This window comes from Litorilituus sediminis (assembly GCF_004295665.1).
In the GTDB taxonomy this organism is placed as follows: Bacteria; Pseudomonadota; Gammaproteobacteria; order Enterobacterales; family Alteromonadaceae; genus Colwellia; species Colwellia sediminis.
In genome coordinates, this window is sequence record NZ_CP034759.1 from 3,940,300 (window position 1) to 3,954,272 (window position 13,973).

Below are 13,973 nucleotides of genomic sequence, written 5' to 3' on the forward strand. Positions count from 1 at the left end.
TGTTTGCTTGCGCTAGGTGGTTTGACATATTATGACCATGTTTATTGCTATCATTACATAAGTGCTTGCTAAGCTTGTTTTTAAATGAGTTTAGCGCGCAGACAGGAAGAATTAAAAAGGCTTATTTTATGACTTTGATTTGGATACCCTTGTTATCCTTACTCGGTAGTATCATTTCTGCAAGAACAGGGAAATTGACACGCAACCAATCAACCACATTAGCTTTGATCATGCCGGTTATTGCGCTATTGATGACTATTAGTCTTGCGCCTGTGGTCTTTTCTGGCAAGGTCATTAGAGAGTCATTTTCTTGGGTGCCAACACTGGGAATCGATTTATCTTTTAGGCTAGATGGTCTTTCCTTATTGTTTGTTTTTATGATCTTAGTGATCGGAATACTCGTTATTTTCTATGCCCGGTATTATCTTAGTAGTAAAGACTCCTTACCTAAACTATATGCCTATTTAATGTTGTTTATGACCGCCATGCTTGGTGTGGTTATGTCAAACAATGTTATTCAGCTATGGTTTTTTTGGGAACTAACCAGTATTAGTTCATTTTTATTGATTAGTTATTGGTGGCAGCAATCAAAAGCGCGTGAAGGCGCTGTTATGGCGTTAACTATCACAGGGGCGGGTGGTTTAGCATTATTAGCGGGTTTACTGCTACTAGGTAATATTGTTGGCAGCTATAACCTTGATGTTATTTTAGCGAGTAAAGAACTTATTCAAGCGCATGATTGGTATGAGGTCGCATTAATTTTAGTGCTCTTAGGTGCTTTTACCAAATCTGCTCAGTTCCCATTTCACTTCTGGTTACCACATGCCATGGCTGCACCTACGCCAGTAAGTGCCTATTTACACTCAGCGACTATGGTAAAGGCTGGGGTGTTTTTATTAGCTCGCTTTTACCCAGCGCTGGCCGGGACTGATATTTGGTTCTTGATAGTAAGCTTTACCGGTCTCGCTACACTGATTTTTGCCGCTTATATTGCGCTATTTAAGCATGACCTAAAAGGATTACTAGCCTATTCAACCATTAGTCATTTAGGCTTGATAACCTTGCTATTTGGTTTAGGTACTGAGCTTGCTGCTGTTGCTGCTATTTTTCATATTATTAACCATGCCACGTTTAAAGCGTCACTGTTTATGGCAACAGGTATTATCGACCATGAAACCGGCACGCGCGATATGCGTAAGTTAAACGGTATGTGGCGCTTTATGCCTTATACGGCAACTTTAGCCATGGTAGCCGCCGCCGCTATGGCAGGCGTTCCGCTATTAAATGGCTTTTTATCTAAAGAAATGTTCTTTGCTGAAACCTTACATCAGCAATTATTAGGCTCAATGTCATGGTTAATTCCGGTGTTAGCAACGGTTGCTGGCGCTTTTGCTGTAGCCTATTCAGCGCGATTTATTCACGATGTATTCTTTAATGGTGAACCCGTTGATTTACCTAAGCAGCCAAGTGAAGCGCCGCGTTATATGCGGGTACCAATTGAAATATTGGTAGCCTTATGTTTATTAGTGGGGATCACGCCTAACTTTGCTGTAAAAGATATTTTAAGTGCAGCATCACTTGCGGTATTAGGTGGTCAATTACCTGAGTTTAAGGTGGCATTATGGCACGGTTTTAATTTGCCGTTATTAATGAGTGCTATAGCTGTTTGTGGTGGTTTGTTGCTGTATACGCAGCGCCGTCATTTATTTAAATTTCAAGCGTCACTGTCCTATGTTAGTGCCAAGCAAACTTTCGATAATACCTTAAAAACCGTGATTACTTGGTGTCGAGAGAAAATTAATGATATTGAGAATGGCTCATTACAGCGTTATCTATTTTTTATGTTTGCCATGGTGCTGGTTTTTGCCGGTTGGCCATTGTTTGAAATGAGTCAACTCGGTGGAGATAAAGCCCCTACGCCGATTGATATGCATAATGCCATGGGCGCTTCATTACTTATTATTGGTGCTATTAGTACCGTGATTTGGTATAGCTCTCGTGTGATCTCACTATTAATGCTATCGGTTGTTGGTTTAATGGTGTCTATTGCATTTACGCGTTTTTCTGCGCCAGATTTAGCCTTGACTCAGTTAACCGTAGAAGTGGTTACTATTATATTGCTCATGCTGGCTTTATTTTTCTTACCACAGCGCTCACCTAGAGAGTCTGGCTCTTCTCGCATTGTTAGGGATTTAGCCATCTCTGGCGCTTTAGGGATTATTGTTGCCAGTATTTGTTACGCTATGGTAACGCGCCCGTTAGAGTCTATTTCAGAGTACTTCCTTGTTAATGCTAAAACTGGCGGCGGTGGTACGAATGTTGTTAACGTTATCTTAGTGGATTTTCGAGGCTTTGATACCTTAGGTGAAATTTGTGTACTCGCCATAGCCGCTTTAGGTATATATAAATTGTTAATTAATTTGCCATTAATTATGCCTAAGACTGATAGCCAAGGTCGCCCATGGGCAAAAGAACGTTATCCCATGTTATTGGCTAGTATTTCACAATCGCTATTACCATTGGCCTTGTTAGTGTCTTTTTATATTTTCTTACGTGGTCATAATTTACCTGGCGGTGGCTTTATTGCCGGCTTAGTTACTGCGGTTGCCTTTATATTGCAATATATTGCTCATGGCTCGAATTGGATTGCCGCTAGGTTAACGATTAATTATCGCAAAATTATCTCAGCTGGTGTGGCAATTGCGGCATTTACTGGTGTTGGTAGTTGGCTGTTTGCTAAGCCGTTTATGAAAACGTGGTTTGATTATTTTGATATACCATTGATTGGGGAAATTGAGTTAGCCAGTGCTTTAGTATTTGACTTAGGTGTCTATATTACAGTGGTTGGCTCAACGCTTATGATACTAGCAAGCCTTGGTCAGTTAACCGCGAATGAGGCGAAGAAAGAGGTGAATGTTTAATGGAATTACTCTACGCATCTTGTATTGGAGTATTAGTATTTTGTGGCGTTTTTCTTATTTTACGCGCAAGAACTTTTCCCGTGGTTTTAGGGCTTACTATGCTTTCTTATGCGGTAAATTTATTTCTCTTTTCAGCAGGGCGATTAAGTTTAAATAAAGCTGCTGTGCTTGGATATAGCACTGAATATGCCGACCCTTTGCCACAAGCTCTGGTATTAACTGCCATTGTTATTGGCTTTGCTATGACAGCTTTTGTGGTAATTTTAGCGATTCGTGCGCGTGCCGATTTAGGTACAGATCATGTTGATGGTAAAGAGTCAGCTAAAAAAGGTAAGGTGTCATCATGAGTATGCACTTAACTTTTTTACCTATTTTACTGCCAATGTTGGCAGGTGTCTTTTTGTTGATGTCGCCATTTGGTAAATACAGCAGCAATCGCAGACTCACCTCGATAATTGCCAGTATTCTTACCTTTATTGCCTCATTATTGTTACTTATTAAGGTGCAAAACACTGGTGTGCAAATATATGCTATTGGTGATTGGTCTGCGCCATTTGGCATTGTTCTTGTCGCAGATCCTTTATCGACCTTACTGGTTTGTTTAACAACATTACTAGGTGTTGTCTGTGTGTTGTATGCCAGTGCCGGAGACGATAAAAAAGGCAGCTTCTTTCACCCGTTAGCGCACTTTTTAATTTTAGGCGTAAATGGTGCGTTTTTAACTGGGGATGCCTTTAATTTATTTGTGTTTTTTGAGGTGCTACTTATTGCCTCATATGCCTTGCTTATGCATGGTGGCAATAAAGCGAATACCCGAGCCGCACTGCAATATGTCATTATGAATTTAGTGGGCTCAGCGGTATTCTTAATTGCCTTAGGTGTGCTTTATGGTGTGCTAGGTACACTGAATATGGCTGATATGGCGCAGAAGATTGCGCTTTTACAAGGAGATGATGTTTACCTTGCTAAAGTTGGTGGCCTATTGTTATTAGTGGTTTTTGCATTAAAGGGTGCATTGTTACCCCTGCATTTATGGCTACCTAATACCTATGCTAGCGCTATGCCTGTAGTCGCTGCATTATTTGCGATTATGACGAAAGTTGGCATTTACTCTATGTTGCGTATTTACACCTTAATTTTTGGTGAGCAAGCGGGGGAGTTAAGTCATATTGCACAGCCATGGTTGTGGTGGTTGGCTATGGCAACCATAGCTATGGGCACTTTAGGCGTGTTAGCGAGTAAGAACTTACTTAAGTTAACCGCTAACTTAGTCATTATTTCAGTAGGTACTTTAGTTGCGCTTGTTGCGATGCAAACCGTTGCTGCAAGTGCTGCGGCAATTTATTACCTAGTTCATTCTACCTTAGTGACTGCAGCCTTATTTATTTTGGCAGATTTGATAGCTCGCCAGCGTGGTCAGGTAAAAGATCGTATTGTTGCCGGCCCGCCATTATTACAACCTAAGCTACTTGGTGTGTGCTTTTTTGTTGCCGCGCTAACGGTTATTGGTATGCCACCATTATCTGGCTTTATCGCTAAAGTTTGGTTGTTAAGAGAGACTGTTTCAGCTGAATATGTTTGGTTATTCTGGCCGCTTTATTTGCTGGCAAGTCTTGCGGTATTGCTGTCGGTAAGTAAAGCCGGTAGTACGGTGTTTTGGCATCATCAAGAGGATGCTGTGATCATTAAAAAGGCGCATCGCGTCAAGTCAATACAGCTAGTTGCACTAATAACACTGATTATGGCTGCGCCATTAATGAGTATTTTTGCTGGCCCTTTAAGTGATTATGCTATTGGTGCGGCAACGCAGTTGCATGATGTAACAAGCAATATTAATTCAGTGCTTTCAGGAGGTTTGTAATGCGAACAGAAGCGCGATTTAAATGGTTACCAGCACCTATTCTAAGCTTGTTATTGTTTCTGGTTTGGTTATTTTTGAATAATAGTGTATCACCTGGGCATATTTTATTGGCGGCAGTTTTAGCCATTTCAATTCCTCTTGCTACTGCGCCATTTCGTAGTAAGCAGCCTTTGCTTGTAAAACCAGGCTTAGCTTTTCGTCATTTACTCTTGGTACTTTACGATATCATTACCGCGAATGTTCAGGTGGCAATATTAATACTGGGGCCGACAAAAAAACTCACCCCAGGATTTGTGAAAGTGCCTTTAGATTTAACCGATAGCCTGCCAATAACTATTTTAGCTAGTACGGTATCGTTAACGCCTGGTACTGTCAGTGCCGAAGTTTACCCTTGGGTGGAGTGTATGAACAATGATGTTGAACAAGAGCTGCGTTACTTATTAATACATGTACTTAATCTAGAAGATGAGCAAGCGTTGATTGATACCATCAAGCAACGATATGAAGCACCGCTTAAGGAGATATTTCAATGTTAGAGACGGTTATTTTAGTGGTATTTGCCATGATAGGTGTGTCTTTGTTGCTAAACCTTTGGCGGCTTTTAGTTGGTCCTTCTATTCCTGATAGAATTTTAGCGCTTGATACCATGTATATTAATAGTATTGCACTGATTATTTTATACGGGATGAGTTTAGGCACAACACTTTATTTTGAAGCGGCATTGTTAATTGCCATGCTTGGTTTTGTTAGTACAGTAGCTGTGTGTAAATATTTACTGCGCGGCGATATTATCGAGTAGGGGATTAGATATGACTGAATGGATAATTTCTATTTTATTGTTAATTGCCATGCTTGGTTTTGTTAGTACAGTAGCTGTGTGTAAATATTTACTGCGCGGCGATATTATCGAGTAGGGGATTAGATATGACTGAATGGATAATTTCTATTTTATTGTTAATTGGTGGCTGTTTTGTTTTAGTTGGCTCTATTGGTTTAGTGAAAATGCCTGATTTTTTTATGCGACTGCATGGGCCTACTAAGGCGACCACTTTAGGTATGGCCTCGTTATTAACGGCTTCAATGATCTTCTTTAGTACAACGCAAGCAGGCTTGAGCATCAAAGAAATATTGATATCCTTGTTTTTATTACTAACAGCACCAATTAGTGGCTATATGATGATTAAATCGGCCATTCACCATAAGTTAGAGAGTATTGATAGAACCACAGGTAAAGATAATATTGAGGATGATGTGTAAATTCTTTTGGCAAACTTACTTTGTTTTACTAAATTCAAAAATATACCAAGTTAGCAAAATTTAATTGTGTTTAACTGAAAATTGGCGATGTAACTATCGCCAATTTTCGTTAAAATAGTGCAAATATTCATGAAGCAGTCTTGCCTGCGCTTACCTGTTATTAACTTGGTTATTTTTAAACTACAATGCAGCATAACTATCAGGATTTAATCCAGCTTTTTAATCAAACCTTTAAAGAAACGTATAATACCGTTTTAGTAAAAGGTGGCGATGAGCCTATCTATTTACCTGCCAATAAAGATTGCCCATTTAACCAAGTTATTTTTGCTCATGGTTTTTATGCCAGCGCTTTTCATGAAATAGCCCATTGGTGTCAGGCGGGCAAGGAAAGACGAAAGCTTGAAGATTTTGGTTACTGGTATGTGCCGGATGGTCGTGATGAGTCGCAACAGAAAAAATTTGAGCAAGTAGAAGTTTATCCGCAAGCGATTGAATGGGGCTTTAACGTTGCTGCCAAGCGAAAGTTTACTGTTTCGTCAGATAACTTAAATGGCTTTCAAGCAGACACTGAAGGTTTTAAAGAAAAAGTTTACCAACAAGTGCTGGTGTTTTTAGCGCATGGTTTTCCGCCACGTGCCCAACAATTTATTGAAGTGTTAGCAGAGTTTTATGGAACAAGCTTGCCGTTAACAAAAGATATGTTTGCGTATCAGGCTAAGCCTGAAGCATATAAGGAGTCATATTGTGAGTCAGTTTAAACTCGGTTTTATTATCAACCCCATTGCAGGCATAGGTGGTAGCGTTGCTTTAAAAGGCAGTGATGGTGTGGCTGAGCAGGCTTTAGAGCTTGGCGCAAAACCTAAGGCAAATGAGCGAGCTGCGCTGGCATTAGAGATATTAGCTCCTTATAAAGCTCAAATTCAGGTGTTTACCTGTAATAATGATATGGGTGAGCGCTGCGCATCACAGCTAGGTTTTAATACTCAAGTGGTTTATCAAAGCCAAGCGGCACAAACTAGCGCAGATGATACTGAAAATGCTGTTAGGGCATTGCTTGAAAATCAAGTCGATATCATTTTGTTTGCTGGTGGCGATGGGACTGCACGAAATATTGCCAAGGTCGTGTCAGAGCACTCCGAAGTACATGGTGGCGCGCAAGTGCCAGTACTTGGTATACCCGCAGGTTGTAAAATTCATTCTGGTGTTTATGCTATAACCCCTAAAGCGGCTGGTCGTGTTGTTGAAATGATGGTGAACAAGGAGCTAGTCACTTTAGCCGAAGGCGATGTTATGGATATTGATGAAAGTTTATTTCGTCAAGGTGTGGTGAAAGCTAAACGCTATGGCGAGATGCAGATACCGAGCGAGCTACGCTATGTTCAAGCGGTCAAATCAGGCGGTAAAGAGTGTGACGAGCTAGTACTTCAGGATATTGCCGCTAATGTGATTGAAGAGATGGCCGATGAAGATGAGTCTTTATTTATTATTGGCTCAGGCTCAACAACGGCTTTTTTGATGGCCGAACTTGGTTTAGATAATACCTTGTTGGGCGTAGACTTAGTTCATGAGCAAAGCTTAGTCGCTAATGATTTAACAGAAGCAGAGCTTTGGCAGCATATTCAGCAGCATCAAGGTGAATGTAGATTAGTCATCACCTTGATTGGCGGCCAAGGGCATATTTTTGGTCGAGGTAATCAGCAACTTAGCCCTAGAATTATTCGTCATATTATTTCGCAGCCTGGTGGTAAAGATAATATTACCATTATTGCCACTAAAACTAAGCTTGCGGCGTTAAATAATAGGCCGTTAATTAGTGATACAGGTGATGGTGAGTTAGAACAGGCGTTATCAGGTTATATGGCAGTAACAACAGGTTATAAAGATCAAGTGTTATACCCAGTAGCAAGTCCAGAGTAATAAAGATAAGTAGAAATGAATAATACAATTAGCACATTAGTCGAGTTATACGAGTTTTTAGATAGCTTATTTGATCAAGATTGCGATGCCGATACCTTATTTGCTAGCGGTTATTTACGCGGTTTTATTTCCTTAGTTGCCAGTGAGTTTGGCGATGAAAATATGAAAATAACAACTGATTTTATTGAAGCAATTTCACAGGGCGTGAGTAAGGCAAAGTCAGAGTTATCACCACAAGACAGTGTTATTGTAAATAACTTTTGGTTGCAGCTTCAGCATAAATTTACAGCCTAGCAGAGCTAGGCTGTTGTTTTGATTTACTACTATAAAAAAGTAGATGATATTCAGTTTGGCATTGTTTTTTATGCAAAACTGAACTTAGTTAGGCTTTATCCAAGAGGCATATTTATTTTGTTTAGTGCTTTCTACTTCATAAAGCTTAGTAATATTGTTCATATCTTTTAGCAGTGACTCAGTGACTACTTTGATTGTTTTAGGTGAGAAGTTACCTTCATTAGAGCCATCAAATTTAGTTTTGTAGAAGCTCCACTGGCTTGCGACTTCTTCAAGAGATTCATTTATTTCAGGGGTGTTCTCTCTCGCTTTCATTAGCTTTTCTAAAGCTTGACCAAACTGTCTAGCGGTTTTGTGCATTTCTTGCTTAAATATTTTTTGGTTATAGCCTGAATTGCTCGCATAGTAGAGCATAGCTAAGCGTTGCGATAGCATACGTTGCCTGCCAGACAGGTTAACTAAATGATCACTATTGGCGCGCGAAGTATATTCAATGCTTAGCACTAAATCATTGGCTGATTTAAGTAATTCTGTACTGCGCTTAACTACCTGCTCAGTATTCTCTTTACTGGCCTTTGATAAGGCAAACATTCTAAAGGCGTACCATCTTTTCTTCAGCGCTTTTAATGCTTGCTTTGATTTTTCATCATTAACGGATGCCGTTAAATTAAATAGATTCTCTTCAAAAAGAGCAGCGCTCTCATCTAGCTCATTGGTTGCTGCTTGCGTACCAATATCTTGGCTGATTAATATATAATTTTTTGCCATGCGCTGTGACAGCATACGCTGTAAGCCTGCTTGGTTAATTGATTCTGAAAGGTTTAATTGTTGTGCGTTAACATTCCCTGTAATGGTAAGTAATAGCACTAAAAAGAGCAGTGTTACTTTGGTTTTCATAATGAAAATTACCTAATTGATTATCCTGACGATACCTTAATGAATTATTTGCTATTAAGTGTTGATTTAGCACAACTTTATTTGATTATATTGGCCAGCTAGTGCTGAGACTTTAGTGATAGTTCTAGTTTTTCTAATAGAGGTAAATGACTTGCTTTATTTGTATTGATAAACAGCTCAGCTAATTGCGTGAAGTATATCTTGTCATAGGATAAGTTTTGCACCAAAGCTAGCTTAGCTTGAATATTGGCTTGGCTTAATAAATCGAGTGCAAAGCTATAGCTTACCTTGTTTAAGATAGTGGAATGCTTTATTTGTTGGTGATCATGGTAAGCAGCAATTACGGCAATAGCGCCCATAATATAGTGACCACCTACGCTGGCTGTGAGTTCACCTTGCTCAATGCTGATAAGGGCGCTGTTTATCCAATCAAAGCCACCTACGAAAACATCCTTTGAAGGCAGCATGCCGAGTGATTTTACGGCATCAATAACGCCCAGCGCCATGGTGTCAGAGGCACACCATATCACTGAAAGATCAGGGTAACGCTTGAGTAGTTTTACCGCTTTATCAAAGGCATTGTCTCTTGACCAATTGGCGTGAACGATTTGAGTCAGTTGTGCTTGCTCTTGCTCAACCATTTCAACTAAACCATTGCTTCTTAATTTCGACTCAGAGCCAAAGTGACCATTTATTCCAGCGACCACAAGTGGTTTCTTGTCTCGCTAAGCTTGGCTGATTAATGCTTTTGCAAGTAGGCTTCCAGCTTGTTTATTGCTAAAAATAACTTCCGCAAGCCAATTGGGGTAAATGTCACCCGGTATACTTATGGCGAGTTTCTCTTGATCAGATATAGTTTGCTCTATGGTGATAATTTTACTTGGGTAATTACGCAACAAGTCCATGGTCGCTTTAGCATTACCTGGGTAATTAATCATAATCACATAATCAGGTGCTTTATTATTTTCTAAATAACGTTTTAACTCTTCATACTGAAAAAAGCGGGTGCCGTCACCATAGATAACAGAAATATCAAATTGCAATTGTTGTGCGGCTTCTAATGCAAACCGTTGTGTTTTTTGCCAAAAAACATCGTTTTTTATACTCGGGTTAACAAATAATATAGATGGCTTTGTTTTTTCAATAAGGGATGCCGCCATATGTGGCGGTACATACAGTAAGGTAATTGATAGCAACAAAGCTCTAATTAGCAAGGTAACACCTGACTAGTGATTTAAAGTCTATTTATCAATTACAGCATAAATGTTACAAGCTAGCATTATGTTATGGCTATTTTTCTTTTAATAATATCTCTAATTACAAAGCGATTCGGACTTAAATTAAATAGCATTTTGCTATCAACTGGGTATGGATTGTTGCAAATATCTGCGCTAAGGATATCAGCCGCTAATGGAGCTGAGCACAGGCCTCGCGCCCCAAGCCCTAACATAACATAGAGGTTGTCAATTGTTGGGGCCGCTTCTTGATAACGCCAGTTTTTATCTTTCGCCAAATGTGGGTAGGTTTCAATATGTGCTTGAATATCAGGCATAGGACCAACAACCGGCAGATGATCTTGAGACATGCAGCGTAATCTGGCTTTGCTGCCATGAATATCACTTTCTTGCCAAGCAATGTTATTCGCTAAATTTGGTAGGCATTTGCTTAACATGGCCAAATTGTATTTATCATCTTCTGGGCTGGCGAGTGTACTGGTGTTATTTTTATCGAAAGTGGCTCCGATACAATGAATGCCTTTATTTTCAGGGGTTAGGTAACCTTTATGGCAAATTACAGTAGAGAGAGAGTCAATCTTGCTATTGGTCTGCATGCTAGTTACTTGACCACGAGTCGCACTCAGCGGCAGAGCTTTGCTATGCTCGAGTGTTAAAGCCTCTGCGCCACCACAAATTACAAGTACACTTGCTTTTAGCTCTCCTTTATTGCTATCAAGCAGCCAACTTGTTTTTTGTTTATCGCTAACTTTGGTAATTTTAGTAATATGTGTATTGGTTTTTACTTTTAATCGGCCGCTTTGTGTTGCCGCTAAAAATATTTGCTGTACTAATTGCTGAGGTGCAGCCCAACCAGCGTTTGGCATAAATAATCCGCCGTGTTCAAGTGATACGTTGGCAACTTTAGATGCTTGCGCTACATTGACACTATGAATAAGCTCAGATGGCCAAGCATTTAATTGTTCAAACGCTTGCTGTCTGCTTATTAATGCTTGCTTATATGACACTTCAAGTAAGCCGCACCAATTATGGTCAAACTCATAGCCTTGCTGATAAACACTATTGTATAGATCTTTGGCGTGCCAAAACGCTTGTTGGTAAAATAAGCTAATATCGTCGGCACTTTGGTGTAATAGCGGATATAAAGCGCCGATAGCATTACTTGAGCCGCCCTGGGCAATGGCGTCATCTTTACAGTACACAGTAACCTTAACGCCTTGTTTTGTTAGTGCCAAGGCTAAGCACGCTGAGGCAATACCACCACCAATAATGCTAACATGTTGTGGTTTCGTAATTATTGGTCTTTGTTGATAGCCTTTTGACTTAGGCGTTGGTTGAAAAACTGCGCGTAATATTTCTTTCTTTTTACCTTGGCTAGCAACTTTTTCCAGCCTAAAACCAACAGATTGTAATTTTCTTTTAACAAAGCCAGCTACGGTAAACGTGGTTAATGTTGCTTGTTCCTTACTTAAGTTTGCTATTGCTTGGAATAGCTCATCACTCCACATGTCTGGATTTTTGGCAGGGGAGAAGCCATCAAGATACCAAATATCAATAAGGCCAGCGAAGGACTTGCTATTTTTTACCTTAGCTTGATAGAGGTTTTCTAACGCCGTGCTGGCATCGTCAAAGAGAATGGTCAGTTTTACTTTGCCATTAAAAAACTCGGCATGAAACGACTCGCCAAATTGGCTGGCATCGCCACTAGGGTATTGAGACACGAGTAATTCAGTAAGTGCACTTAGTTGAGGCAAGATACTTAATGATTGACTTAATTGTGCTTTAGTAAGCGGGTATTTCTCGACACTAATAAAATGTACTTCGCCTAAGGCATGTTCTGCCTGCTCAGTTGCATTTTGGTACGCTTGTAAGGTCAATAGGAAATTTAGCCCTGTGCCAAAGCCGGTTTCTGCAATGGTAATAGTTTTTTTAGCGGTTAAAAAACGCTGAAAAATATTATTGGCTGTAATAAAAATGTCACTACTTTGCTGGTAACCTGAGTTGCTATCAAAGTAGATATCATTAAAGCGTAAACAATAAGGAGCGCCGTCTGATTGAAAGCTTAATTGGCTAGATACATGATTATTATTGCTGTTTTTTGGTTGATTATTTTCAGACAAAACAGATTCCTAGTGTGGCTGTTAGGTTATTTACCGTGACAATTTTACGCTATATTTTGATCGTGATCAGGGTTAATTGCACTTTGATGCTTGATATTCATCAAAAGAGCGTAGAAATAATTGAACGAATAATTTAACATTGTGTACAAGTGTACGCTGGATGTTGTACAAGTACTACCAGTTGGCTGGATAATACTTGTATAATACCGCAGATTTTAAAATAAAAGATGGTTAGTTAAATGAAACGTGTAGTGATCACAGGTATTGGTATTGTATCAAGTATTGGTAACAATGCAGACGAAGTATTAGCTTCATTAAAAGCAGGTAAGTCAGGGATTTCTCGTTCAGAAAGCTTCGAAGAGCAAGGGTTACGTAGCCAAGTTTGGGGCAAGCCAGCACTTGAAACTAAAGATCATATTGATCGTAAAGCACTGCGTTTTATGGGTGATGCTGCAGGTTACGCATACATAGCTATGGAACAAGCAATTGCAGATTCAAAGCTAACCAAAGAGCAAGTATCAGATTATCGTACTGGTATTGTTGCCGGCTCTGGTGGCGCTTCATCAGCAAATATTGTTGCTTCAACAGACACATTACGTAATCGTGGTATTCGTCGTGTAGGTCCTTATGCAGTACCAAAAACTATGGGCAGTACCTGTTCAGCGTGTTTAGCAACACCGTTTGAAATTAAAGGTGTTAACTATTCAATTAGCTCAGCTTGTGCTACCAGTGCTCACTGTATTGGTCATGCAATGGAGTTAATCCAATTAGGCAAGCAAGATGTTGTTTTTGCCGGTGGTGGTGAAGAGGTTGATTGGTCATTAGCCATGATGTTTGATGGTATGGGCGCATTATCAACTAAGTATAATGATAACCCTGAGCTTGCATCTCGTACATACGATGCAGACCGAGATGGTTTTGTTATCTCTGGCGGTGGCGGTATGGTTGTTGTGGAAGAGCTAGAGCATGCCTTAGCGCGAGGTGCACACATCTATGCAGAAATCGTCGGTTATGGTGCTACATCTGATGGCTATGATATGGTAGCGCCAAGCGGTGAAGGTGCGGTACGTTGTATGCAGCAAGCTATGCAGGGTGTGGAAGGTAAAATTGATTACTTAAATACTCATGGTACTTCAACGCCTGTAGGTGACGTGAAAGAGCTAGGTGCTATTCAAGAGCTATTTGGCGAAGACTCACCTGCGATTAGCGCAACAAAAGCGATGACTGGTCACGCTCTAGGTGCTGCTGGTGTTCATGAAGCCATTTACTCTATTTTGATGATGGAGAATAACTTTGTTGCACCATCAATTAATGTTGATAATTTAGATGAGCAAGCACAAGGTTTAGATATTGTTACTGAAAAACGCGATACCGAATTAAACTTGATTATGTCTAACAGTTTCGGTTTTGGTGGCACAAACGCAACCTTAGTGATGAAAAAGTATAAATAATTATTAATTGCTTAATGTTA

15 protein-coding genes are annotated in these 13,973 nt (G+C 39.9%); 11 read left to right on the plus strand and 4 right to left on the minus strand.

The features are described 5' to 3' along the window. The first annotated feature begins 128 nt into the window (after positions 1-128). From EMK97_RS17455 to EMK97_RS17500, 10 genes are all read left to right on the plus strand, one after another. Positions 129-2,921 carry a monovalent cation/H+ antiporter subunit A gene (locus EMK97_RS17455; RefSeq protein WP_130604060.1) on the plus strand — a complete coding sequence of 931 codons (2,793 nt, stop codon included), beginning with the start codon at positions 129-131 and terminating at the stop codon, positions 2,919-2,921. Beyond that, a complete protein-coding gene (locus tag EMK97_RS17460; RefSeq protein ID WP_130604061.1) occupies positions 2,921-3,268 on the plus strand; it encodes a Na+/H+ antiporter subunit C in 348 nt (115 codons plus the stop codon). Before EMK97_RS17455 ends, EMK97_RS17460 begins: the two co-directional genes overlap by 1 nt. Next, positions 3,265-4,782, plus strand: coding sequence for a monovalent cation/H+ antiporter subunit D (locus tag EMK97_RS17465; RefSeq protein WP_130604062.1), 1,518 nt, complete (start codon positions 3,265-3,267; stop codon positions 4,780-4,782). Before EMK97_RS17460 ends, EMK97_RS17465 begins: the two co-directional genes overlap by 4 nt. Continuing rightward, complete coding sequence (locus EMK97_RS17470; RefSeq protein ID WP_130604063.1) at positions 4,782-5,318, plus strand: Na+/H+ antiporter subunit E; 537 nt, start codon at positions 4,782-4,784, stop codon at positions 5,316-5,318. The genes EMK97_RS17465 and EMK97_RS17470 overlap by 1 nt, the downstream gene beginning before the upstream one ends. Continuing rightward, on the plus strand, positions 5,312-5,581 hold the full coding sequence (locus EMK97_RS17475; protein WP_130604064.1) for a K+/H+ antiporter subunit F: 270 nt from the start codon (positions 5,312-5,314) through the stop codon (positions 5,579-5,581). The genes EMK97_RS17470 and EMK97_RS17475 overlap by 7 nt, the downstream gene beginning before the upstream one ends. Positions 5,582-5,591: 10 nt before the next feature. Next, entirely contained in the window at positions 5,592-5,696 is a 105-nt protein-coding gene (locus tag EMK97_RS17480) for a monovalent cation/H+ antiporter complex subunit F (RefSeq protein ID WP_246028826.1), read from the plus strand. A 10-nt stretch (positions 5,697-5,706) separates the two neighbouring features. Next, on the plus strand, positions 5,707-6,039 hold the full coding sequence (locus EMK97_RS17485; protein ID WP_130604066.1) for a Na+/H+ antiporter subunit G: 333 nt from the start codon (positions 5,707-5,709) through the stop codon (positions 6,037-6,039). A 185-nt stretch (positions 6,040-6,224) separates the two neighbouring features. Next, on the plus strand, positions 6,225-6,797 hold the full coding sequence (locus EMK97_RS17490) for an elongation factor P hydroxylase (RefSeq protein WP_130604067.1): 573 nt from the start codon (positions 6,225-6,227) through the stop codon (positions 6,795-6,797). Beyond that, complete coding sequence (locus EMK97_RS17495; protein WP_130604068.1) at positions 6,784-7,956, plus strand: ATP-NAD kinase family protein; 1,173 nt, start codon at positions 6,784-6,786, stop codon at positions 7,954-7,956. Before EMK97_RS17490 ends, EMK97_RS17495 begins: the two co-directional genes overlap by 14 nt. 15 nt (positions 7,957-7,971) lie before the next feature. Then, entirely contained in the window at positions 7,972-8,250 is a 279-nt protein-coding gene (locus tag EMK97_RS17500) for a YfcL family protein (RefSeq protein WP_130604069.1), read from the plus strand. Between the two features lie 84 nt (positions 8,251-8,334). On the opposite strand, the gene EMK97_RS17505 is transcribed toward EMK97_RS17500, so the two are convergent. The 4 genes from EMK97_RS17505 to mnmC form a co-directional block, all read right to left on the minus strand. Further along, entirely contained in the window at positions 8,335-9,147 is an 813-nt protein-coding gene (locus EMK97_RS17505; RefSeq protein ID WP_130604070.1) for a type IV pili methyl-accepting chemotaxis transducer N-terminal domain-containing protein, read from the minus strand. A 98-nt stretch (positions 9,148-9,245) separates the two neighbouring features. Then, positions 9,246-9,854, minus strand: a complete 609-nt coding sequence (locus EMK97_RS17510) for a substrate-binding domain-containing protein (RefSeq protein ID WP_130604071.1) — start codon at positions 9,852-9,854, stop codon at positions 9,246-9,248. Between the two features lie 18 nt (positions 9,855-9,872). After that, positions 9,873-10,361: a type 1 periplasmic-binding domain-containing protein gene (locus EMK97_RS17515; RefSeq protein WP_130604072.1), complete on the minus strand. Its 489-nt coding sequence runs from the start codon at positions 10,359-10,361 to the stop codon at positions 9,873-9,875. Positions 10,362-10,426: 65 nt separating this feature from the next. Next, the gene (gene mnmC / locus EMK97_RS17520; protein WP_130604073.1) at positions 10,427-12,502 is read right to left on the minus strand and encodes a bifunctional tRNA (5-methylaminomethyl-2-thiouridine)(34)-methyltransferase MnmC2/FAD-dependent 5-carboxymethylaminomethyl-2-thiouridine(34) oxidoreductase MnmC1; all 2,076 of its coding nucleotides are present in this window, start codon (positions 12,500-12,502) and stop codon (positions 10,427-10,429) included. A gap of 239 nt (positions 12,503-12,741) precedes the next feature. Here mnmC and fabB point away from each other — a divergent pair, with 239 nt between their 5' ends. Beyond that, a complete protein-coding gene (gene fabB / locus EMK97_RS17525; protein ID WP_130604074.1) occupies positions 12,742-13,953 on the plus strand; it encodes a beta-ketoacyl-ACP synthase I in 1,212 nt (403 codons plus the stop codon). The last annotated feature ends 20 nt before the right edge of the window (positions 13,954-13,973 follow it).

Coding starts and splice junctions, on each gene's coding strand:
- EMK97_RS17455 (WP_130604060.1), top strand. CDS start 129: ATGACTTTGATTTGGATACCCTTGTTATCCTTACTCGGTAGTATCATT.
- EMK97_RS17460 (WP_130604061.1), top strand. CDS start 2,921: ATGGAATTACTCTACGCATCTTGTATTGGAGTATTAGTATTTTGTGGC.
- EMK97_RS17465 (WP_130604062.1), top strand. CDS start 3,265: ATGAGTATGCACTTAACTTTTTTACCTATTTTACTGCCAATGTTGGCA.
- EMK97_RS17470 (WP_130604063.1), top strand. CDS start 4,782: ATGCGAACAGAAGCGCGATTTAAATGGTTACCAGCACCTATTCTAAGC.
- EMK97_RS17475 (WP_130604064.1), top strand. CDS start 5,312: ATGTTAGAGACGGTTATTTTAGTGGTATTTGCCATGATAGGTGTGTCT.
- EMK97_RS17480 (WP_246028826.1), top strand. CDS start 5,592: ATGACTGAATGGATAATTTCTATTTTATTGTTAATTGCCATGCTTGGT.
- EMK97_RS17485 (WP_130604066.1), top strand. CDS start 5,707: ATGACTGAATGGATAATTTCTATTTTATTGTTAATTGGTGGCTGTTTT.
- EMK97_RS17490 (WP_130604067.1), top strand. CDS start 6,225: ATGCAGCATAACTATCAGGATTTAATCCAGCTTTTTAATCAAACCTTT.
- EMK97_RS17500 (WP_130604069.1), top strand. CDS start 7,972: ATGAATAATACAATTAGCACATTAGTCGAGTTATACGAGTTTTTAGAT.
- EMK97_RS17505 (WP_130604070.1), bottom strand. CDS start 9,147: ATGAAAACCAAAGTAACACTGCTCTTTTTAGTGCTATTACTTACCATT.
- fabB (WP_130604074.1), top strand. CDS start 12,742: ATGAAACGTGTAGTGATCACAGGTATTGGTATTGTATCAAGTATTGGT.